This is a genomic window from Oceanobacillus sp. AG, assembly GCF_009746545.1.
GTDB lineage: Bacteria > Bacillota > Bacilli > Bacillales > Amphibacillaceae > Oceanobacillus > Oceanobacillus indicireducens.
On record NZ_WOWT01000029.1, the window covers coordinates 29,310 to 51,756 of the forward strand.

The following is a 22,447-nucleotide window of genomic DNA, read 5'->3' on the forward strand; positions in this document are numbered from 1 at the left end:
TTATTTTTTTCCTTTAAATCGTTCTGCATAATCTTCTTTATTCGTTTGTCTTGCTCTTGCAATTGATAAAGCATTTTTCGGTACATCTTTATTGATTGTTGAACCTGCAGCCACATAGGATCCTTCGCCAATCGTAACCGGCGCAATCAAGTTTGAGTTACAGCCGACAAATGCATTGTCTTCAATTTTTGTAAGGTGCTTTTTCTTCCCGTCATAGTTAACTGTAATCGTTCCGCAACCAATATTTACATGTTCCCCAACATCCGCATCACCCATATAACTTAAATGGGAAACCTTACTATTATTGCCAAGGGAGGTTTTCTTCAATTCGACAAAGTTACCGACCTTCGTATCGTTGCCGATAACAGACTCTGGGCGCACATGAGCAAATGGTCCAACAGCGACGCCTTCACCGATTTTACTATCGTGAACAACGCTTTGCTTGATCACTGTTCCTTTACCAATCGTCGACTGGTGCAGTTCACTGTTCGGACCAATCACAGCATCTGCTTCTATGGTTGTCTTTCCGGTAATCCGTGTTCCTGGATAGATCGTCACATCTTGACCGATAACAGCATCTAGTCCGATATACGTATTGTTCGGGTCAATAAGCGTAACCCCGTTTCGCATATGCAATTCATTGATACGTTGCTTCATAATCCGCTCCGCTTCAGCAAGCGCCACTCGGTCGTTTACCCCAAGTGTTTCCTCAAAGTCCGGTGTGAGATAAGCGGTTACTAATTTATTTTCGGCTTTTAAAATTTCAATAACATCTGGTAAATAATATTCACCCTGGGCGTTATCATTGGAAACTTTCCTAAGTGCCTCAAATAAATCTTGGTTATTAAAGCAGTATGTACCAGTATTTATTTCATTAACGAGTAATTCGGCTTCATTCGCATCTTTATGTTCGACAATGCGTTCCACTTCTTTATCCGCATTCCGAATAACCCTCCCATATCCAGCAGGGTCAGGAGTGTTCGCTGTTAAAATTGTTGCGCTAGCTTTCGTTTCCTCGTGATGTTCTACTAGCTTGCGGAATGTTTCTCCTGTAATCAGCGGGGTATCTCCGCATGCAACAATCGTCGTCCCTTGGGCATCCTTTAATAGATCTTCCGCCTGGAGGACAGCATGGGCTGTTCCTAATTGTTCTTCCTGCACAACATATTCTGTTTGTGCTCCAAGCTCTTCTTGAACTTTTTCCGCACCAAAACCAACAACTGTAATATTTTTATCTAAATTAACGACATTTAACTGGTCAATGACATGCTGTACCATCGGCTTTCCCACCACAGGGTGCAGCACCTTATAAAGCTTTGATTTCATTCTTGTACCTTGCCCTGCAGCAAGAATTACCGCATAGCGATTTGTCATAAAGAAACCTCCATTATTCTATTTGTCCACTTTAAAATATATCGTAAACGTATGAGGATTTCAAGAATTGTTGAATATTGCGCTGGATTTTAAACGCCGAAAAAAGATGGTATTGGAAGGTTTGTGAATTAATGGCAAAAAAAGAGGCTAACCTGTGTAAGATTAGTCCCCCCTGTCTATCATCATTCATTTTAGGAAGCACCTGCTTCTTCAAATTCGACTTCATTTTCTCCCGATAGTCGGTAAGCTTCCAGTACCGCCTCTTGAATCTTATTTCTCGTATTTGAATTAATTGGATGGGCAATATCTCTAAACTCTCCATCCGGCGTACGTTTAGACGGCATTGCTACGAAAAGTCCATTATTTCCGTCAATCACACGAATATCATGGACAACGAATTCTTGGTCCAAAGTAATTGATGCAATTGCACGCATTCTGCCCTCTGTATTTACGCGGCGCAATCTTACGTCAGTAACTTCCACGATGTGTTTCACCACCTTTTCCCATTTGAACTCTACATGTATAGTTCAACAAAACTCTTAAAATTCCTGCTTTAATTCATAAAAAAATTAATTTTCTTACTAAAAGTTTTAAAAGGAAAAGATTACGGTGAAATTATTTGAAATTACCAGGTACAATCTCCATCTGATTTCCCTTCGTATCCACTTCGGAAATCTTAATCAGTGATGTATAGTTCGTTACTTTTCTTTCTTCGTCTTCGTCATCTGCTTCCGCGAATACTCCAATTGCTTTCACTTCCGCATCAAACTCGGCAAGTAAATTCGTAATCCCTGTTATCGTTCCTCCTGCCTTCATGAAATCATCGATGATACATACATTTGAACCTTCTTTCAAACTGCGTTTCGGAAGGACCATCGTTTGAATTCTTCGGGAGGAACCTGAGACATAATTGATACTAACCGAGGAACCCTCCGTCACTTTCGGGTCCCTTCTTGCAATTACGACCGGTACCTGGAGAAAAGATGCTACTGCATAGGCAAGCGGAATCCCCTTCGTTGCTACGGTCACAATTGCATCAAGTTCAATTTCTGAAAATCTGGAAGCAAAAATACGGCCGATTTCTCGGACCGTTTTCGGGTCACCTAAAAGGTCACTCATATATAGATAGCCACCGGGTAAAATCCGTTCCGGGTCTTTTAGCTTTTCACATAATTTAAGGATGAAAGACTCGTCATAAGCATCAGCATTTTTCGGAATATAACGGACGCCTCCACCAGCTCCTGTCGTCCGGTGAAGTATCCCCAGCCCTTGCTGCTCAAACACATCATGTATAATATCAAGATCCTCACTTATCGAGGACTTTGTTGTACCGCATAAGTCCACAAAGTAAGGTAATTGTGTATGTGTATGGGGGTTTTCCAAGAAAAATTGTGTTAACACGATTAAACGGTTACTTCTTTTCATTACGACACCTCAAAACCGTATATTTTATCTAAATATACCACTTTCGTACGTGTTTTGGCAATATTTAGCCGAGGAGGCGGACTAGATACACTTCATCACAGAAACCGCGCATTCCATTATAAATCTTCTTCGCCTTCTCTTGATGCTCCACTAAACCATATACGGTCGGTCCCGTACCGCTCATTAAAACACCGGGTGCCCCCAAATTTTTCATCGTATCTTTAATCCGCTTTACTTCCGGATGAAGCGTAATTGTAATTGCTTCCAAAGAGTTGCCAATATACTTACAGATCGCGGATAAATCTCTCGCATGAAGCGCTCGAATAAGGGCTTCATTATTAGGATGCGTTAGCTCCTCCACTTTTACATGTTGGAAAATCGTTCGAGTCGATACACCAATATCCGGTTTTGCCAAAACAACCCAACAGGGCGGCGGAGAGGGAAGCTTTTCCACAATTTCACCGAAACCACGCGCAATTGCCGTCTCACCGTACAGACTAAACGTCGCATCGGACCCGCACTTCGCCGCAATGAGGGCTAAGTCCGCCAGTTCAAGGTCAAGGGACCATAATCGATTGAGTCCTCGAACCACAGCCGCCGCGTCGGTACTACCGCCCCCGAGACCGGCCGAGACAGGAATATGTTTATCAATCTTAATATGGACACCTTTTGTAATACCAAATTTTTCTTTAAAAAGCTTTGCCGCCCGATATGCTAAATTCCGCTCATCATTCGGTACATAACGGCTTTCCATGGAAATTCTAATTCGATCTTCTTCAAGAGATGTAAATTCCAGTCGATCAGCTAAATCAATTGTCGTCATAATCATTTCCACATCATGGTATTCATCAGTTTCCCGTTTGCGCAATACATCAAGCGACAAATTTATTTTTGCTGGTGCCTTCTCTATGATCGTCATGCTCCTTCACCTGCTCCTGAAACGAAAAGTTAAACAAATTGTATCATAATCCCCATAGAGGTGCGACCTTCAAAAGCGGAAGCGCCCGCATATCGACGTACGGTGCCGGAGTGGGACTAGCGGAACCTTCGCAAAGGAAAAAAGCAAGCGACTAGCGCTTGCCTTTTTCTAGGTTCTCCTCAGCCATTTCAATAGCACGTTTCACCATATTCCCGGCATCCCGTGCTTTGATGCCACCCCAGCCCTCTTGCTGGACCGTGTCGTAAAACCCTAACTCTTTGGCGATTTCTTCTTTCAACTGGTCTGACATGATTCCTCTACGCCTTCCCATGAAAAAACAGCTCCTTTTCGTTAGTATCGTTACGACACACTTAGCTTGACCTATCTGCAAAGAATGAACCGCGGAAGGTTACGGAAACGGTGGGAAAATCGAACAAAGGAGCTTGAGCCGGACGTGCTAGCCCTGGATACTTAAGTTATCACAGCATTTTTATTTTATACTTATCTTTTTTTAAAAAATAAAGCAGTGGAATGTTACAACTCCACTGCTTTATTCACGTTCTCTATCTTTGGTCTAAAAATTTTAGTTCAACTGTCTCTGTTAAAATGTCTGCGTAGCTGTATGACACACGTTCGAATGCATTTTCGTCTTGATCAAGTTCCACGATAAATACAGAAGGATAAGTTTCTGCTAATACCCCGGATCTGACAATCGTTTTTCTTCTGCCTCCATTTGCCTTCAAGCGCAAACGTCTACCTATTTGGCAGTCAAGACCTTGCTTAATTTCGTTCAATGTTTTAGCCAATACACTCCACCTCACTGCTTCTTATTATAGCATAGGCTCGTTCATTAGTCAAATGAAACTAAATATTATAACAGGATTGCATTTTACCTGTCAACAATAAAATTAGGTCTTATTACGTATTATTAGTAATTATTAACTTTTTATGTACGGTTTGCATAAAAATTATCGGATAACGCTTTATTACTGCCCAAGTCTCCAAAAAAACAAGACAAATATCCTGAGCTAGAAAGCAGATAAAGGAGAGGAGAGCAGCGCCCGCATACACACTTTTTTCAATATCGGGTTTAGCATGAGTATTAAAGTCCATTATGTGTAGCGTTTCAGCGGGGATGATTACACATCGTATCGCCGCTGGAGAGCACTGACAGAGCTTATCAGTGATCTACTCCCTGCATTTTATTGTCACTGGAAGTCACGGACAAGCTCTTCGTATTTTTTAGGTTTTAAAATTCAATGATGTTATTGGTTGAGGTGTTTGGCTCGGTAGGTTCTTCTTCTGTGCCGTCAAGGTAAGGCATTCCCGTTCGAAGGAGACCGCGAGTTTCGACGCCACCCATGCCTTTTTCTCCAGTTAATGTGTTGCGGAGAACGTCCGAAACATTGACGCTTTCCATAAAAGGAGTATAAGCAATTTTTGCTGCGATATAAACAGGATCCAATGCGTGAATGTTAATTCGGTATGGTGAGCTTGCGAAATTCGCACCAGCTCGGATAATCGACTCAAAATGGGATTGGCACGCACCGGCAAAAATAACGAGCTGATCAAGATGGGGATTCACCCTTCTTGCTTCCCGCACCGTTTCGGCAAAATACTTGGAATTTCGGTATGCACGTAAATCCTTTTTTTCGCCTTTGTTTTTTGAATAGGAGTCATGACCGGTAATGATAATTAAATTTGGCTGAATCCTTTCAATCAGTGGGCCAATCGCCTGGGGCATATCCTTTTCAAGTAAGTGGACACCGTGCACATGTAAGCCTACCCGCTGATAAAGACTGATACATTTCCGCAAATAAATCGGGTCACCATCCAAGTGTAGGACCTTAGCAGGAAGCTGGAAATATGAAAAGTTCCGCTCATAACCGCCACTTATCTGATGTGCTTTTTTCTCCCGCATCAACTGGTAATCTTGACGGAATAAACGATAAGAAAATTCTTCTTTCTCTTTCGATTTTTTTTGCCGTATTTCCAAATCCGCACGAGCTACTATCGTTAAATCTTCAATTGGCGCATCAGCTTGCAGACGCATTTCCGTACCACGCAAGAGTACTTGCTCTTTTTCTAATTCGGACACACGAAAAACTATATCATGGTTATAGGATTTCCGTGTTACAATATCACCAATTTTTATATCCATATATCCACCTCATCGCCCAGCATTCCTTTTATAGGCTATGAAAGATGTTTATAATCTGTGCTTTTAAATCCGTGCTTCACTGTTTTAAAACTTGCCTTAAAAAAGCTAATTTTTTCTTTGTATAATCAGTGGTGTAGGTGGAATAGGTATCCATAAAAACATGGCTTAATCTTACTTTATTTTTATCAATTAGATACAGCTCATTTGTTACACCAAGACGATTTAATTTTGCCGCCAAATCCTTTGCTTGATCAGGGAATGTACCTGTATTCCCATCTGCAATAAACACAGGTGGAAAATGTTCCGTCGCGTGGTCAATTACATTTCCTTGTTCAGCATATTCATCCGTACCATTAAGCAAATGTTCCTTTTGGAAATAATTTCTGCTGAATTGATAGAAAATCCAATTAGAAGAAGCAACTGGGGATTTTGTTTTCCCCATTCTTTCTAAATCAAGTGCCGCAGAATCTAAAACAGCAGCTTTAATAGCATCCCGAGAGATAACAGGAGTAATTCCTATTTTCTCTGCATACGCCTGATTCGTTTGCACGTTCAAAAACTGTCCGACAATCTGCCCTCCAGCACTGCTACCCGCAAAAATAACTGCTGACATATCTACCCCATATTTATTCCCCTGTTCTTGCATAAATTCGACAGCCTGAGACAATTGTTGTAAAGGCACTGGATAGGTATATCCTGGAGATAGAGCATAATTGATTGAGACGACATTATATCCTGCATCAAGCAACTGCTCATAGTAAGCATTATCCTCCAGCTTTTTATCACCTATCGTCCAACCACCGCCATGCACAAAAAAATACGTTGGTCTTTCTATATTCGGATCGTTGTTTACAATATACACATCTAAATAGCTATTTGGATAATCCTTGCCATACTCAATATCACTTATCTTTAAATGACCATGTTCCAACGTTTTCTTTTCCGGGGGAAGTGCATCATAACTATTGCCATATCCCTTGTACGATTGAACGACACTCATTAATGGAGCGGGCGTTATAAAGTTTACAATCACAACAAATGAAACCAAACTTGAAATGACAATTCCTACTGATTTTAGCAACCGACGTGTAATTCTCCACCTATTCGACCCAGTATTTTTATCACGTTCAAATAACTTTCCGCTGATAATAAAGCAATAAAATCCAATTCCAATTACAAGCATTTGAGCCACTACAAAAGCTGGATACCAATCCGTAATAAGCCAAGTCACTTCAAACAAAATAGCAAGCCCACTGGAAGCAAGCGTAACAGTTCGAATAATTCCTCCATTCCTTTTAAGATAAAGGCTGGAGATAACAAGAAAAATAAGCAAGCATAAAATCAGTACACCTATCATTCTGCCAGCATTCACATAATAACTTTCCATCCACACTAGGAGTATGAATAGTCCCCCCGCTATACTCCATACATAACGATATAAACGGCGGCTTTTATTCCCCATTAGCATTTACATCACCCAACACATTTTTAGGATTTTTTATACACTTTCTTTAATCAGGCTTCCACTTATTTTCTAAATCAAACGTATACGACAAAGAGAAGGCCACAATTACTATTATACAAAACAATTCCCCTTAAGATTAAAATCTTAAGAGGAAATTGATACTTATATCTTCATCTTAATTGAGCAACATATTTATGATATATTCTTCTTTTAAATCAGGAGAAGCTTCGCGCTACAATAGTATGAAATGAATGCGCTTTAGCTTTTGACTTTTCCGTCCGTGCCCCGTCACCATGTTTGAAAGAAGGGGGAATGACAGCCGATTAAAGTGAAATTAAAAACTACTTTTTCAATAAAACATAGGGCTGAAATTACCGCATTTCTTAACATGAATACAAAAGAATCGGAGAATGGTATATGGAAAATATTGTTTTGGTTAGTATCGCAGTTATCATTGTCGTTGGTATTTTCTCACAATGGCTAGCTTGGAGGATTCAATGGCCATCCATTGTCATCATGTCAATTGCCGGTTTATTGCTGGGACCTGTATTTGGCCTGTTTAATCCACAAGAAGCTTTGGGAAACCTGTACAGTCCATTGATCTCGCTCTCGGTCGCGATCATTTTATTTGAAGGCAGCTCGAGTCTTGATATTCGAGAAATCAAAGGCGTATCCAAATCCGTCTTTCGGATTGTTACGATAGGTGCATTCATCGCTTGGATCGGCGGAGCAATTGCTGCGCATTTTATAGCCGGCCTGAGCCTAGAAATTTCATTTATTATCGGTGGTCTATTTATCGTAACAGGACCTACCGTTATTCTTCCTTTGCTAAGAAACGCAAAGTTAAAACCGCGAACGGCAGCAGTACTTAAATGGGAAGGTATTATTGTAGATCCCTTTGGTCCGCTGCTTGCACTATTTGCTTATGAAATAATCAAAGTATTAACGAATGATAGCCTGCACGCAAATTATATATTTAATTTCCTTTTAAGTGCAGTTTTTGCTATTATTCTTGGTTATGTAATCGGTATGCTTGTCAGTTTTATGATTAACAAAGGATTATTTCCGGAATATTTAAAGTCCCCTATTATCATTTCCTTTGTACTGCTTTGCTTTACCTTGGCAGAAGTTGTGATGCATGAAACAGGTATGCTCGCAGTAACGGTAATGGGATTAACGATAGGTCGTACGAAACACTATATATCATCGATTGGGCAAGACGTGAGCCACTTTGTGGAAAATGTTTCTGTTTTATTAACGTCAACCATTTTTATTTTACTAACCGCTTCCTTGACACGTGAAACCATTGCCGAAATGTTTACATGGCCAATTATCGGGTTCGTTCTTGTAATGCTATTTATCGTGCGTCTTTTATCCATTTGGCTCTCTACTGCCGGTACAGAGCTTTCCAATGCTGAAAAAATTCTGATTGGCTGGATAGCGCCACGAGGAATTGTCGCACTATCTGTTTCCGGATATTTTGCGACCATTCTCTTGAATGATGGTTATGAAGGTGCTGCAATGCTTACAGCCCTAACCTTTGCACTTGTATTTATTACGGTTTGCGCACATGGTTTTTCCCTCAGACCAATCGCTAAGGCTCTTGGGCTCGCTAACGACGCTGCACCCGGTATTCTTTTAGTTGGGGCCAATAGTTTTTCAATTGCACTCGCGGATTATTTACAGAAGATAAATATACCTGTGTTAATTAGTGATTCTTCGGCCACACTGCTTCAACCTGCCGTGAAAAAGAAAATTCCTGCCTACCACGGTCAAATTCTTGCAGAGCACAGCGAATACGAGGTAGACCTAACACCATATGAAACCATCCTTTGCTTAACTGGAGATGCTGCATTTAATGTGCTAGTCAGCCAATCCTATGCACCAAAATTCGGACATAATCACACCTTTACGCTTACCAGCGAGAGCTATAAGCAGCAGGATTCGAAAAAAATTCCTTTTGCAAGGAAGGCTAACCTTTTATTTCGTGAAGATGCTGTATTCACCGAACTAAATAAGAAAATCAATACGGGATATAAAATACAAGCATTGCCAATGAACCACCAAGATAAAATAGATTTAGATTTGCTTCCTGAGGACGCTATTCCGCTGTTAATCAGAAAGAAGAATACCATTCAGCTGATTACGCTTAGAAGCAAAATAATGCTTGATGAAGGAGATCAACTCGTCGTTTTACAAAAAGGTAAGTCAGAATAACAGAAAACCACCACTTATTCTTCTTTTATAGAACAAGTGGTGGCCTAGCTTGTTGACTTACTTTATAATTGTGTAGCTAAAAAAAATTAATATTTTTTTAATAATCATGTATTACAGTATAGACAACACGATAAATCAAGGAGGTAAAAGTATGGGTCCTTCACTATTATAAGATATCCGGTAGAAAAAAAGTCAACCTCCTGTTCTTATCTGCTTTTAACAAGTAGGCTGACAGCTTCTTTAATTAATTCTCCTTCATCTGTTCCATCTTTTTCTGCAGCTCGAACACATTCAACTAAATTCGAACTCACAATAACACCTAATGTTCTATCTACTGCGGACCGAACAGCTGATAATTGTGTAACAACATCCTTACAATCTTTATTTTCTTCCATCATCTTTAAAATCCCTCGGAGCTGCCCTTCCATCCGCTTTACTCTATTTTTCATTTGATCATTATATTCCATGCTTATTCTCCTTTTTCAAGAAATAGTAAACAACCTTATAATATACCCACGCCCGTATTTTGTCAATATAACTGCAAGGACTCACAATTTCATAACAATTGACACATTACCCTAAGGGGTATATGATATAAGCATAAGTCAAATTTCTTACGCCTTACGATAAATAACATATACCCTACCAGGTAAATTAGTAAAAGAGGAGTGTGCATGATGGGAGAAAAGATAGTAATCATTGGCGGAGTAGCCGGTGGAGCCTCCGTTGCCGCTAGAGTAAGAAGATTAGATGAGCGTGCAGAAATTATCATGTTTGAAAAGGGACCTCATGTATCATTTTCCAACTGTTCCTTACCCTATCATCTGAGTGGAATTGTTGAAGATAGCGAGCAACTCGTTCTAATGAATCCAAACATATTTAAACAACGCTATAACATCGAGGCACGAGTTAATCAAGAAGTTATCAAGATCAATCGAGATAGAAAAACAATCACTGTAAAAGATTTAATGACAGATAAAACCTACGAAGCAGCATACGACAAATTGGTATTATCACCTGGAGCGAAACCGATTAAGCCAAACTTAGAAGGCATCCATAACGACAACGTGTTTACGATCCGTAATGTGGTCGATATCGAGAATGTAAGGAATTTTATCAAACAAAAAGACTTAAAGGACATCGCCGTAATTGGGGGTGGCTTCATTGGTGTAGAAGTTGCTGAAAACCTTAAGCTCGCTGGACACAATGTATCATTAGTCGAGTTTGCCAACCAAGTCATGGCACCGTACGATTACGATATGGCACAAATCCTTCATAAAGAAATGGTGGATAATGGCATTGAACTCATTCTAGACGATGGATTAACAAAAATTGGAGACGGTTATGTCGAAACAAGTTCAGAGAAAAGGATAAAGGCAGATGCGGTCATCTTAGCCATCGGTGTGAGACCGGAAACGACATTAGCGGAAGAATCAAACCTCGAAATTGGGAACACCGGCGCAATCAAAGTTGATCATAACTATTTAACAAATGATAAAAATATTTATGCTGTCGGAGATGCAATTGAAGTGCATCATCGCTTATTACACAAACCGACAAGACTTGCACTGGCAGGACCAGCTCAAAAGCAAGCGAGGGCTGCGGCTGATCATATGTATGGTATTCCGAACAGAAATCAAGGCGTAATCGGTTCATCATCCATCAAGCTTTTTGACTTGAATGCAGCTTCAACTGGACTAAATGCGAAAACCGCTGAACAAGCTGGAATTACTCATGATACCGTTTATGTCATGCCTGGAGATAAGGTAGGTTTGATGCCGGACAGTAATCCGATGCATTTTAAATTAGTCTATGAATACCCGACAGGTAGAATTCTTGGTGCTCAAGCAATCGGGAAGGGAAATGTCGATAAACGGATTGATGTTATTGCAACGATGATCACAATGAATGGTACATTGGAAGACTTAAAAGACCTTGAGCTAACATACTCTCCAATGTTAGGGACAGCTAAAGATGTTGTAAATCATGCTGCACTTGTGGCCCTCAATCAGTTAGAGGGACGCTATCAGGAAGTAAAAGTTTCCGAAGTCCGTGGATTAGTTGAGAACAATGCCTTTATTATCGATGCTAGAGAAAAAGGCGAATTTGAATCAGGTCATCTAAAGAACGCAGTGAATATTCCGCTAAGTGAATTCAGAGAACGACTAACCGAAATCCCTACAGACAAACCGGTGTATATCCACTGTCGCTCAGGTCAACGAAGCTATAATATGGTCATCGCGTTAAATAATCTTGGGTATACAAACATACACAATATTTCCGGTTCCTACTTAGGTATTAATCTTTATGAATACTTTAATGATCTCGTTACTGGAAGAGAAAAAATCGTAACTGCATATAATTTTAACTAATGAGGTATTCACATGAATCAGACAACAATCGTATATACATCAGCGCTATGCCCAGTATGCGGCATGGTTAAAAGCTTTCTCGATACGTTAGAAATACCGTATCAAGAAGTGAATGTGGATATGAACCCGGTCGCCATGCTTCAACTGATCACGAAAACAGGAAGGTTGTCTGTTCCACAAACGAAGATAAATGGGAAGTTGATTTCCGGTTTTAATCCGGAGAAGATGATGCAAGCATTGAATGGTTCATTACTATAGCAAAAGGCTGGGACAAAATAGAGCAGAGCGATGTCCCTGCCTTTTTACTTTTTCATTCAAAAATATGACTTAAATCCAGCTCCAATCCAGGTAAGCTTTGAATAGCAATGTTATCATCTTTTGTAAATATTCCTTGCAGTTTGTACCCAGCATCCGTTAAAAGATGAATAAACTTGCCCATCAATTAATTCGATTCGTTTTCCTTCAGACCATATTAGGTAATCAGCATACGAATACTTTTTATCACTGCTCGGGATAGCCATATTACCATTCCTTTCAACTACTATTAAAGTCTAAGAAAACTTACGATCAATTCTTCCGATCACTTTCATTCAGCGTTAGTGCAATTTTCTTCTGGAGGTCCGCAGTCCAGACACCTCTCGCTTTCCGCAGGCGGCTGGTGAGCCTCCTCGGGCTGCCGCCCTGCGGGGTCTCACCTATGCCTTTCGACGAACAGGAAGTTCTAATGCCAGCGTTGGTCGCAGGACGTGACCGTTCTTAGCCGGCCTCCTGCAGGAGTCTCGAGGTGTCTGGACTGCTCCGAGGAAAAGCGTGATTTGGATTACTGTTTAATATTCCGGAAGTACAATCCTTATCATAACGGAATAATTTCTTTTTAAAATAATCCTTTAGACTAGTTCAGTTGCCCGGCGGACGGTGACTCCTACGGGAAAAGCACGAGTCCGAAGACCTGAGCGGGAAGTGAACTTCTACCGAGGCAGACTAAGAACGCTCTCGTATGTGGCAACGTCTGCATTAGCACGTCCTGTGCGTCGAGGCTTCGGCCGTGCCTTAGGATGCGCATCCGTCCGCCGGGCAATTGAACGGCGATTAGAACGCCATAATTAGTGAACGAACCAGACACTAACGCTGAATGAAAGTAATAGGGTCTCTTTTGGATAAGGATATCCAAAGAAGGCTGGTTATGCAACATGACCTAGAATTCAAACGAAAAACCGGACCGTCGCCATACATATAATCCCTACAAGAACGGTAGCTGATAAACTCTTTGTCCACAAGGCAATAAAAAGCGTTGGGATGATTGCAGCAAGCACTCTCCAATCTATTGCTAATACTGACGCATCTTGAATGATAAAGCTATCAACAATCAAAGCGGTAAAAATACAAACCGGTATAAATGAAAGCCATTTGACGACAACTTTTGGAAGGGCTATATTTCTAATAACGATGAATGGAATAACCCTCGGAATAAAAGTTACAATCGCACAGCCCAATATAATTAAAAGTACGGTTAGATTAATACTCATTTGTCTTTTACCACTCCAATCGTAGCAACAATGACTGTAGTTAAAAGAATCGCGATATAGGAAGGTACGAACAGACAAAATACGATCATCAGTACAACGACATAACCAATTAAAGATAAATAAAAATTCAGTTTACCTACATCGATATGCTCTAACTGCAGTACAAGTAAGGCAAGGAACATAGCGGTTAAAGCAAAGTCCAAGCCGAGTACTTCCGGATTGGAAATCCATTTTCCAAAAATCGCACCTGCGACACAGGATAAAATCCAAAAGATATACGCGGTTATATTCAATCCGTTCATCCAGCGATCATTGAACGTTTCTTTTTGGACAATCTTATTCGCAGCGACACCAAATGACTCATCTGTGACAAGGGCACCGATCCCAATATTTTTCAACAGAGAATAGTTTGTGAAATAAGGAGCCAATGTCATACTCAATAGCAAATGCCTTAAATTCACAATGAAAGTTGTAAATACAATAACAGAAAAAGGACTGCCTGCTACAATCAAAGCGCAGATAATAAATTGAGATGCACCAGCATAAACGAGTATAGATAAAAGGGCAACTTCAAGCACACTCAAATTTGATGAAGCACCCACAATTCCCGCAGCAATGCCTATACTGATATAACCAAATAAAGTTGGAATACAATCCTTTACACCTTGAGAAAAAGTAGACAATTTATATCCATCATCCATCTTTTTTGCCAACTCACTCATTATTTCCTCACCCTCTTGTACGCAATACTAAACATATGTATGTTATATTATTCCCTACATGCTATAATAAACATATCAAAGAGTCAAGGAGATTTTGTATGGAATTCATTCAAGAAGTGATTGCAGACAATCTTGCTGAAATAAGAAAAGCAAGGGGATTAAGCTTTGACCAATTAGCCGAATTGACTGGTGTCAGTAAAGCAATGCTAGCTCAAATTGAAAGAGGCAAGTCCAATCCGACCGTCACTACACTTTGGAAAATCGCTAACGGGCTACAAGTATCTTTTTCAAGTTTTCTTAAGGAAAATGAGAAACCTAAAATCGAAAAAATAGACATGTCGAAGCTCAGTCCTGTCCTCGATGACGGAGGTAATTATCTTGTCTATTCCGTCTTTCCATTTCATCCGGAGAAGAAATTTGAAATTTTCACCGTAGAATTGCAGCCTGGTTTTAGTCACCAAGCAGAGAAGCATATTGGTGAAGAGTATATATTAATCCAACGCGGGACACTTACGATTGAGATTCATGATGAGGAATTTGAATTAAAGGCGCATGAAACCATTAAGTTTCCTGCAAATACAGTTCATGTCTATACAAACGACACGGATGAGCTGGTCAGATTTTACACCGTTATTTTTTATCCGGAATGATCATAAGAATTTGAACCTCTCATGACTAAGTCACGAGTTTCTTGGGAAGAGAGTCTTAATGAACGGTGGCATTCACGGTTCATAAGCGGTTTCTCTTATCGATCAAAGCTAGCCTCGTGGTTTTTTTGATGGCAAAAATAGCGTACTATTTTCCATTGTAAAACTAAGCCGTAATAGAAAATCAAAAAAAGACAGGCCTTTATCCTTAGAGAGGGAAAAAGACTTGTCTTTTTTTATTAAAAAAATGTTCCGTTACCCTATTGTTTCTTTCAAATGTCGAACCTTCTCAGGTGTTACATCCTGCCCAAGCGGGTCCATTACCTTCATCCCAGAGAATGTATCAAGCACTTGCCCGCGGACGTAAATAACTTTCCCGAAGCATGTTCTGTTCAGCTTTTTCCTCATGAGTTAGCCCTGCTTCACGTTGCTTTTTCGCTAATTCATTAATTCTCGGTAAGATTTCAATCATGTTATTTTTCCTCCTGCTCTTCAATCGGAGCTAACTTCGCTTCAATCTCCTCTCGACGTTCTTCAAGTAACGGTGGTAAATCAAGTTGCTCGCCTAAGCTTTCGACATCACTATCCACCGTAAATCCTGGTTCATCCGTTGCTATTTCAAAAAGAATGCCGTTTGACTCTCGGAAATACAAGCTCTTGAAGTAGAACCGGTCAACAATACCTGACGAATGGAAACCTCTTTGTTTTACCTGTTCACTCCAATACTCTAGTTCTTCGTCATTTCGCACACGGATTGCCAAATGGTGAATACTGCCGCGACCTGGTCTTTCAGCAGGTCCATCCATATATTTCACAACAATTTCTCCAAAAGCTTCTCCTTCAACGGATTGAAAAATTGCTTCACTTTCATTCCGGATTACCTCTGTATAACCGAACATATCTGTAAGTGTATTTGCTAACTTTTCAAGTCGGCGTACAGTCATTTCAATCGGACCCATTCCTTGAATCTGATACTCTTTCGGAACATTTGATTTCTCCCATGTTTCCCAGTGGCCGATTCTTTCACTCGAAGCAAGCAACACGAGACGCAGTCCATCTGGATCTTCAAATTTTAATGCCGGGCGGTTCGCATATGTCCCTATTTCATCATGATATACGTCATATTTTTCAAAGCGTTCCTTCCAATAATGGAGGCTTTCCACTGATGGTACTAATAACCCGATTCTTGTGATCGCGTTTGTTCCACGGTACGTATGTCCTGACATCGGAATCTCAAAAAAGGTCAGTTCCGTACCCGGACTACCTGTCTTGTCTCCATAAAATAAATGATACATCGATGGATCATCTTGATTCACCGTTACTTTCACACGGCGTAAACCTAATATTTGTTTATAAAAGTGATTATTTTGACTGGCGTTCTTTGTAATCATCGAAATATGATGATGACCTGGTATGGTAAACATGTCAATCTCCTCCGTTTTTAAGTTTACTAGTCAACTGATAGCTAAAAAAATTGTTTATGCTTCATCTTCTAATTTTGCTTCGGTATGCTTCTGTAGTTTTGTCATTAATTTATATAATGTCTTCTGCTCTTCTTCTGTCAAACAACCATTCAGCATCGATGTTTGAAAATCAAGCTGATGGTGAAACACTTGCTGCATCTTCTCTTCCCCTTTATAGGTGAGGGAAATCCATTTCGTCTTCCAATCTTGCTTGCGCTGTATATAACCCTCTTGCTCTAGGCGAGTGAGCATGCGCGATATCCCACCTGGTGATACCGTTACCTTTGTGGCAAGATCACTTTGCATGATCGGCTGGTAAGTGGCTACCTGGTTCAACACATCGAATTGAGCAGCTGTAATATCGAATTGTTTTAGAAATTCATTTGATAATAGGTTACTTTGATGAGTAAATCGCGCAATCCGTAACCAGATTAAAGAACCCAACGTATTCTTTTTCAAATTGCCTCACTCCCTTTCGTCGCTATCACTTTACTACTCAGCTGATTGAGATGCAAGGAATTTGTTTTGAATTAAATGTATTATTTTACGCGTAATCTACCTTTGGCATTTATAATCAAGTCCCCCCTTAATCAACCAATTTTTATCCTATATGGAGGAAAAGATGAGGATTTATACAGAGAAAGTGCAAATTATATCACAATACACAGCGTCATTAGCAATACTTTTTTTAAAAGTATTGCTAATGACGTTACGTAATGTGATTTAATTAATTCAGGGGGTTATGGAATGAAAGAAAAACGATATACTGTCGGTGAATTAGCAAAGTTATCTGGAGCAACGGTAAGAACCATTCAATACTACGATAGGATCAATTTACTTGTTGCACAGCGAGATAAGAATAAAAAACTAAGATACTATAACAAAAATGATTTAATGAGGCTCCAACAAATTTTATTCTATAAACGAATTGGCATGCCACTTAAAGAAATTAAAAATCACTTAACAAATTTCAATGATTTCTCTGATATGAAAAAGATTTTAAATAAACAGGTTGATATTCTATTCCAGCAAGAAATGGAAATTAAAATGAATATGATTATTATTGAGGTTGTCAAAAATTCCATTGAGATGAATCCCAATAAGGATATAGAGCCGATAATGAAGCTGATATGCGGCTTAAATAAACAAACTGTATTGGATTATGCAAATGTTGAATACGATGAACAAACTAAAAAGGTATTTCAAAGCAGAGATATTGACTATAGAGAGATTATAGATTTCTACTGGCAGTGGAAACAGCTTATTTTGGAAGCCGCTGCGTTAAAGCTAAACAGTGACCAATATGAAAGTGAAGCGGGATACCAATTGGGAGAAAAATGGGATATATTCATCAAAAACGCTACGGATGACCCTGACATACTGGCGGAATATGAAAGAGGCTCTGAGCTAAGCGACCAATGGCCAGAGGAAGATTTAATTTTATACAATTTTTCCAAAGGTTTCATTGAAGCAGCACATCGCTATTATCTTGAGAGGAAGGATGAAATAAATGATTAAAACAGACAATCTGACAAAAAAGTTCGGTGACAAAACAGCGGTTGATCATTTAAATTTAACTCTTCAGCCAGGAGCAGTTACAGGCTTCCTTGGACCTAATGGATCTGGTAAATCAACAACGATGAAAATGATCATTTCCCTCGTTCAACCTACACATGGAAAAGTAATAATTGACGGAAAAAAATACAGTGATTTTTCAGAACCAGTGAAAAGAATCGGAACATTAATTGACCCATCCGCATTAGATAAAAACTTTACTGCAGAACAACATCTGTCGATTATTGCAACAGCGGCAGGTATTGAAAAAAGTAGAATAGAAGAAATGCTGGAAGTAACTGGATTGGAAAGTGTAAAAAATAAAAAAGTGAAATCTTATTCGTTAGGGATGAAACAGCGCTTGGGTGTTGCAACTGCATTGATTGGCAATCCCGACACAATTATATTAGATGAGCCCTTTAACGGTCTAGATATAGACGGTATTAAATGGCTGCGTAAGCTTTTCAGACAACTTGCTGACCAAGGTAAAGCCGTTATTGTTTCCAGCCATTTAATGAGTGAAATACAAGCAGTTGCTGACCGGGTTATCATTATCGGACAGGGAAAGTTGCTAGCAGACATGACAATAAGGGAAATGAATGAAAAAAGTTTAAGTTCCTATGTTTATGTTGAAGCAAATGATATTGTTAAATTAAAAAGCGTACTACAGGAAAAACATGCTTTAATCAAACCTCATAACCCAGGTCTCGAAGTACGAAACTTAGAGGCAAGTGAAATCGGAAGGCTAGCTCATGATCATCACATTATCCTATTTCAACTAACAAAAGTAAATCCTTCTTTAGAAGACCTATTTACCGAAATAACCGATGGGAAAGTAGAATATGTTGCAAAAGGAGTTGAGACCAAATGAAAAACTTAATTAAGGCAGATTTCAAAAAAACATTCTTCCTTCCAAGCAATCGATACTTTCTGCTTTCAACCATTTGTTTGAGTACCTTACTGGGAATGATTTTTTTATTCACCACGAATGTTACACAAGGGAGAGTATTAATAGAGCTATCTAGTATGGAAGTTATTGATATAACATTACTTGGTATGGACGCTGCAGCAATAATGCTCGTTATATTTACTGCTAATTATATCAAAAAAGATTTAACTTCAGGAGCAGTTCATACAAACCTTGCAATTACTCCCGTTCGGCGAAATTATTTTCTGTCTAAAGTTTCATTTATATCCATTCTCGCCATTCTTACTAGCATTATATTAATACTACTTTTCTTGGCCATTGATCAGCTGGTATTATCAATGAATGATATGGGAGGCTTATCAATATTCGTTATAAATATTTTTACTAGGATTGTTGGTTCTGTCGTGATGGTATTATTCTACAGCCTATTAAGCGCGTCAGGTACTTTTTATCTACAATCCGCATTTGGGGGGGCAGCTTTTGCACTAAGCGTGATGTTCCTTCCAGCGCTCATTAAAATGTTTCCCGCCGATATTTCTAATATATTATTACCGCTTTTTCCCGAGGATGCATTATCCACACTCATCGATGTTTATTCTGCTGATGGGTCACTTTCCCAAGCAATATTAATACTATTATTATGGATCATTGTTTCAAGTCTAATAGGACAATGGAAATTTAAAAGAATTGATTACTAACTTTTCAAGGGGGAAGTTGCAGCAAAGCATAGCAGGCCTTTCCATTTTTTACTCTATCTATTGCTAGGTATTCACCTTCCTGTCCCCTTGCTGCAATTATTCCCTTGATTTCAAATATTCAACGACAAATTTAGCTTGTTCTCCACCTTTGTCTACATGGAGGATTCTTAATTTTTAATTGCTCCTATAACGAGAATAATTATCATTATCAATATATTTCACTTAAATTCTTTGATAAAGAAAGCCGGAATCCTATGAGACCTGATTAGTCTATATTTGATAATTTCGAAACCACATCACTTTTCACTCAACAAGCCGCTTAATATTTATTATATCCTTCTCTACCATTCTCGATTGCAAGCTCTCATTAATCAGCATTTGCATTTCAGAAACAAGTTCTTCTCCCTTTTCTAGAAGCCTAATAGCAACCGATCGTTTATCTTCCTTGTCCGCTTGCCGCTCCACCAAGGCACCATCCCGATATTTCTCCAGTCTTGTAACTAACCGTGATAACGCGCTATGACTGAGACCCACTTTCGGAACTAAATCCGATAATCTCATCTTTTTCTGTTCAGATTGCTGTAAATAATACATCAGATAAAACTCTTTTATTCCTATTTGATACTGATCATGAAGTGTATAATCAATTGCTTTTAATATGCGGTCATGATATTTTGTCAGTTTGATCCAAGCATGAAACAGTTCATTATGATCCATAAGAATAATCTCCTCTAAACATATTTATTGCACCTGCATATATTGTACGTTATATTATATGCATGCGCAAACAAATGAAAGGAGTTTTACATGATGAGTCAACTATTCAGCCCTTACACGGTTAAGAATTTAACATTAAAAAATCGGATTGTAATGGCACCAATGTGTCAATATTCCGTTACAAAAGAGGATGGGATTCCAAATGATTGGCATTTTGTCCACTACGTCTCACGAGCAGTTGGAGGAACTGGTCTCATCATAATGGAAATGACGAGTGTCACTCCCGAGGGTCGGATCACAGATAACGACCTTGGATTATGGTCAGATGAACATATTCCACATTACGAACGCCTTGTTCAAGCTATCAAAAAGCATGATGCCAAGGTTGGTATTCAAATTGCTCATGCTGGGAGAAAAGCGGAAGATGCAAAACAACCGGTAGGGCCTTCCAATATTCCAGTAGAAGTATTGCCAGAAGAAACAATGAATGGTGGACTAAAAGCCCCACGAGCTTTAACAACCGAAGAAGTAAAAGAAACGGTTCAGCAATTTAAGGAAGCTGCCGTGCGAGCAGTAAAAGCTGGATTTGATACGATTGAGTTACACGGTGCTCATGGCTATCTTATTCATCAATTCATGTCGCCGAGCATTAATAATCGTACAGATGAATATGGAAAAGATTTGGCTCTGTTCGGGGAAGAAATCGTTAAAGCAGTAAAAAGCGTAATACCTGCAGATATGCCACTTCTTATGCGTATGTCTGCTGTAGAATATATCGATGGAGGATATGACTTAGATCATTCAATCGCGATTGCCAAGCGATTTAAAGAAGCAGGTGTTGATGTCTTTCACGTTTCTAGCGGTGGAGAAGGTCCTCCAGGTAAACGTAAACCATTAAACACCCCAGGCTATCAAGTTCCTTTCGCACGCGAATTCAAAAAACAATTGGACGTTCCAGTAATCGCAGTAGGTAATTTGAGCAACCCAGAACTTGCTGAAGCGACCATTACTAATGGAGATGCAGAGCTTGTATCTATAGCAAGAGGGATGCTTAACGATCCTTATTGGGGATTACACGCAGAGAAAAAACTAACTCGGAAAGTAAGTCCACCGTTTCAATATGAGAGAGGAATAAGGTAAATATAAAATCTTATCATTACCCGTTCATGTGTCTGAACGGGTGATGATTCCCAATATCGCGGTGATACAACTTGATTTTAAAAAAATTAACTTAGAAGGAGCAGATTGGAATGAAACACGCACTAGTAGTCGGTGGAACAGGCATGTTATCAGACGTATCACTTTGGCTAGTGGATCAAGGTTACCACGTGTCCATCGTTGCTCGTAATCCTGAACGGATGGAAGAACTAATGAGCAAGACTGTTTCAAGTGAAAAGATAACACCACTCTTCGTTAATTACAGAAATGAAGAGAAATTACAAGAAAAAATTAACGGTACAATTAAGAAAAATGGCAACATCAATATCGTAGTAGCATGGATTCATTCCATTGCCGAAAATGCCCTGCCAATAATCACAAATGAAGTCGCTAAAAGTCAAAATGAGTGGGAATTATTCCATATACTAGGCAGCAGTACAGACTTAGATGAAATCCAAAAAAAGACGATTGTACCTAATAATTGTTTGTATCATCAAGTCCAACTGGGCTTTGTAATCGAGGGCAATCACTCTAGATGGTTAACTAACAAGGAAATTTCTAATGGTGTAATTGAAGCAATTAAAGGAAAAAGGCAAGTGCTCACGGTTGGCCAACTTGAATCCTGGGAAGACAGACCTTAACCAATTCGTCGTAAATAGCGCCCCTTCTGATCCAGCTGCCGAAAGCCACGAGCCTTATAAAAAGGGATGCCAAGTTTATTTCCCTCTTCAACAGATACATACTGTTCCCTTGCACCTTTTTCTACATGTTCCATCGTAAATGCCTCGAGTAGCCTTGCACCAATACCTTGATATCTATAGTTTTCATCTACATAGAAAACATATATCTCACTGACACTTGGACCTGTCATCACCCCTCCGATTGTCCCAGCAACTTCTCCATCTACCAATGCGACGTGCGTGTATGCACCTTGAACAATATCTTCAAGAACCCGTTCATGGTTATACCAATGTTGTAAAGCTCCACATTGTTCCATCTAAAACACTTGCTAATTGTTCAAATTCCTCCAGATTAAAAATAGACTTCCCTGCTATAATGTGCTAAGTTTTTTTCATATTAATAGAGGGGAGTTTTTTAATT

25 protein-coding genes and 1 pseudogene are annotated in these 22,447 nt (G+C 39.4%); 9 read left to right on the forward strand and 17 right to left on the reverse strand.

The window, feature by feature from the left end:
• From glmU to GN217_RS14785, 8 genes are all read right to left on the reverse strand, one after another.
• Positions 1–1,374, reverse strand: coding sequence for a bifunctional UDP-N-acetylglucosamine diphosphorylase/glucosamine-1-phosphate N-acetyltransferase GlmU (gene glmU, locus GN217_RS14750; RefSeq protein WP_156857423.1), 1,374 nt, complete (start codon positions 1,372–1,374; stop codon positions 1–3).
• Positions 1,375–1,565: 191 nt separating this feature from the next.
• The gene (gene spoVG, locus GN217_RS14755) at positions 1,566–1,856 is read right to left on the reverse strand and encodes a septation regulator SpoVG (RefSeq protein WP_156857424.1); all 291 of its coding nucleotides are present in this window, start codon (positions 1,854–1,856) and stop codon (positions 1,566–1,568) included.
• A 133-nt stretch (positions 1,857–1,989) separates the two neighbouring features.
• Entirely contained in the window at positions 1,990–2,799 is an 810-nt protein-coding gene (gene purR, locus GN217_RS14760) for a pur operon repressor (protein WP_156857425.1), read from the reverse strand.
• Between the two features lie 64 nt (positions 2,800–2,863).
• Positions 2,864–3,718 (reverse strand): 4-(cytidine 5'-diphospho)-2-C-methyl-D-erythritol kinase, encoded by an 855-nt coding sequence (gene ispE / locus GN217_RS14765; RefSeq protein ID WP_156857426.1) that lies wholly within the window; start codon positions 3,716–3,718, stop codon positions 2,864–2,866.
• A 151-nt stretch (positions 3,719–3,869) separates the two neighbouring features.
• On the reverse strand, positions 3,870–4,049 hold the full coding sequence (locus tag GN217_RS14770) for a small, acid-soluble spore protein, alpha/beta type (protein ID WP_156857427.1): 180 nt from the start codon (positions 4,047–4,049) through the stop codon (positions 3,870–3,872).
• 232 nt (positions 4,050–4,281) lie between these two features.
• Positions 4,282–4,524 carry a biofilm formation stimulator Veg gene (gene veg / locus GN217_RS14775; protein ID WP_156857428.1) on the reverse strand — a complete coding sequence of 81 codons (243 nt, stop codon included), beginning with the start codon at positions 4,522–4,524 and terminating at the stop codon, positions 4,282–4,284.
• Positions 4,525–4,967: 443 nt separating this feature from the next.
• The gene (gene yabG / locus GN217_RS14780; protein WP_156857429.1) at positions 4,968–5,879 is read right to left on the reverse strand and encodes a sporulation peptidase YabG; all 912 of its coding nucleotides are present in this window, start codon (positions 5,877–5,879) and stop codon (positions 4,968–4,970) included.
• 76 nt (positions 5,880–5,955) lie between these two features.
• A complete protein-coding gene (locus tag GN217_RS14785) occupies positions 5,956–7,266 on the reverse strand; it encodes an alpha/beta hydrolase (protein WP_198042677.1) in 1,311 nt (436 codons plus the stop codon).
• A gap of 495 nt (positions 7,267–7,761) precedes the next feature.
• Here GN217_RS14785 and GN217_RS14790 point away from each other — a divergent pair, with 495 nt between their 5' ends.
• On the forward strand, positions 7,762–9,561 hold the full coding sequence (locus GN217_RS14790; protein WP_156857431.1) for a cation:proton antiporter: 1,800 nt from the start codon (positions 7,762–7,764) through the stop codon (positions 9,559–9,561).
• Positions 9,562–9,767: 206 nt separating this feature from the next.
• Here the strand turns inward: GN217_RS14790 and GN217_RS14795 are convergent, their stop codons facing one another.
• Positions 9,768–10,028, reverse strand: a complete 261-nt coding sequence (locus GN217_RS14795) for a metal-sensitive transcriptional regulator (RefSeq protein WP_156857432.1) — start codon at positions 10,026–10,028, stop codon at positions 9,768–9,770.
• 210 nt (positions 10,029–10,238) lie between these two features.
• On the opposite strand from GN217_RS14795, the gene GN217_RS14800 reads away from it, so the two are divergent.
• Together GN217_RS14800 and GN217_RS14805 are read left to right on the forward strand one after the other, a co-directional pair.
• The gene (locus GN217_RS14800; protein WP_156857447.1) at positions 10,239–11,933 is read left to right on the forward strand and encodes an FAD-dependent oxidoreductase; all 1,695 of its coding nucleotides are present in this window, start codon (positions 10,239–10,241) and stop codon (positions 11,931–11,933) included.
• Positions 11,934–11,945: 12 nt separating this feature from the next.
• Entirely contained in the window at positions 11,946–12,191 is a 246-nt protein-coding gene (locus GN217_RS14805) for a glutaredoxin family protein (RefSeq protein WP_156857433.1), read from the forward strand.
• Positions 12,192–12,243: 52 nt separating this feature from the next.
• On the opposite strand, the gene GN217_RS19260 is transcribed toward GN217_RS14805, so the two are convergent.
• From GN217_RS19260 to GN217_RS14815, 3 genes are all read right to left on the reverse strand, one after another.
• Entirely contained in the window at positions 12,244–12,372 is a 129-nt protein-coding gene (locus GN217_RS19260) for a hypothetical protein (protein WP_255454408.1), read from the reverse strand.
• Positions 12,373–13,135: 763 nt separating this feature from the next.
• Complete coding sequence (locus tag GN217_RS14810; protein ID WP_156857434.1) at positions 13,136–13,459, reverse strand: AzlD domain-containing protein; 324 nt, start codon at positions 13,457–13,459, stop codon at positions 13,136–13,138.
• Entirely contained in the window at positions 13,456–14,181 is a 726-nt protein-coding gene (locus GN217_RS14815; protein ID WP_156857435.1) for an AzlC family ABC transporter permease, read from the reverse strand. Before GN217_RS14815 ends, GN217_RS14810 begins: the two co-directional genes overlap by 4 nt.
• A gap of 98 nt (positions 14,182–14,279) precedes the next feature.
• Here GN217_RS14815 and GN217_RS14820 point away from each other — a divergent pair, with 98 nt between their 5' ends.
• On the forward strand, positions 14,280–14,831 hold the full coding sequence (locus tag GN217_RS14820; protein ID WP_156857436.1) for a helix-turn-helix domain-containing protein: 552 nt from the start codon (positions 14,280–14,282) through the stop codon (positions 14,829–14,831).
• 252 nt (positions 14,832–15,083) lie between these two features.
• Here the strand turns inward: GN217_RS14820 and GN217_RS14825 are convergent.
• From GN217_RS14825 to GN217_RS14835, 3 genes and pseudogenes are all read right to left on the reverse strand, one after another.
• A pseudogene (locus tag GN217_RS14825) lies at positions 15,084–15,300 on the reverse strand (DUF896 domain-containing protein).
• A 1-nt stretch (position 15,301) separates the two neighbouring features.
• Positions 15,302–16,252 (reverse strand): ring-cleaving dioxygenase, encoded by a 951-nt coding sequence (locus GN217_RS14830; RefSeq protein ID WP_156857437.1) that lies wholly within the window; start codon positions 16,250–16,252, stop codon positions 15,302–15,304.
• 54 nt (positions 16,253–16,306) lie between these two features.
• A complete protein-coding gene (locus GN217_RS14835; RefSeq protein WP_156857438.1) occupies positions 16,307–16,750 on the reverse strand; it encodes a MarR family winged helix-turn-helix transcriptional regulator in 444 nt (147 codons plus the stop codon).
• A 288-nt stretch (positions 16,751–17,038) separates the two neighbouring features.
• Between GN217_RS14835 and GN217_RS14840 the strand changes: the two genes are divergently transcribed.
• Genes GN217_RS14840 through GN217_RS14850 form a run of 3 tightly spaced genes read left to right on the forward strand, consistent with a single transcriptional unit; the run spans position 17,039 to position 19,471 of the window.
• Positions 17,039–17,809 (forward strand): MerR family transcriptional regulator, encoded by a 771-nt coding sequence (locus tag GN217_RS14840; RefSeq protein WP_156857439.1) that lies wholly within the window; start codon positions 17,039–17,041, stop codon positions 17,807–17,809.
• Positions 17,802–18,716, forward strand: a complete 915-nt coding sequence (locus GN217_RS14845; RefSeq protein WP_156857440.1) for an ABC transporter ATP-binding protein — start codon at positions 17,802–17,804, stop codon at positions 18,714–18,716. Before GN217_RS14840 ends, GN217_RS14845 begins: the two co-directional genes overlap by 8 nt.
• Positions 18,713–19,471, forward strand: coding sequence for a hypothetical protein (locus GN217_RS14850; RefSeq protein WP_156857441.1), 759 nt, complete (start codon positions 18,713–18,715; stop codon positions 19,469–19,471). The genes GN217_RS14845 and GN217_RS14850 overlap by 4 nt, the downstream gene beginning before the upstream one ends.
• 303 nt (positions 19,472–19,774) lie before the next feature.
• Here GN217_RS14850 and GN217_RS14855 read toward each other — a convergent pair whose 3' ends face one another.
• Positions 19,775–20,188: a MarR family winged helix-turn-helix transcriptional regulator gene (locus GN217_RS14855; protein WP_156857442.1), complete on the reverse strand. Its 414-nt coding sequence runs from the start codon at positions 20,186–20,188 to the stop codon at positions 19,775–19,777.
• Between the two features lie 93 nt (positions 20,189–20,281).
• On the opposite strand from GN217_RS14855, the gene GN217_RS14860 reads away from it, so the two are divergent.
• On the forward strand, positions 20,282–21,328 hold the full coding sequence (locus tag GN217_RS14860; protein WP_156857448.1) for an NADH:flavin oxidoreductase/NADH oxidase: 1,047 nt from the start codon (positions 20,282–20,284) through the stop codon (positions 21,326–21,328).
• A gap of 110 nt (positions 21,329–21,438) precedes the next feature.
• Complete coding sequence (locus GN217_RS14865) at positions 21,439–21,987, forward strand: short-chain dehydrogenase (RefSeq protein WP_156857443.1); 549 nt, start codon at positions 21,439–21,441, stop codon at positions 21,985–21,987.
• Here the strand turns inward: GN217_RS14865 and GN217_RS14870 are convergent.
• Positions 21,984–22,343 carry a GNAT family N-acetyltransferase gene (locus tag GN217_RS14870; protein WP_156857444.1) on the reverse strand — a complete coding sequence of 120 codons (360 nt, stop codon included), beginning with the start codon at positions 22,341–22,343 and terminating at the stop codon, positions 21,984–21,986. The two genes, GN217_RS14865 and GN217_RS14870, sit on opposite strands and share 4 nt — an antisense overlap.
• Between the last annotated feature and the right edge of the window lie 104 nt (positions 22,344–22,447).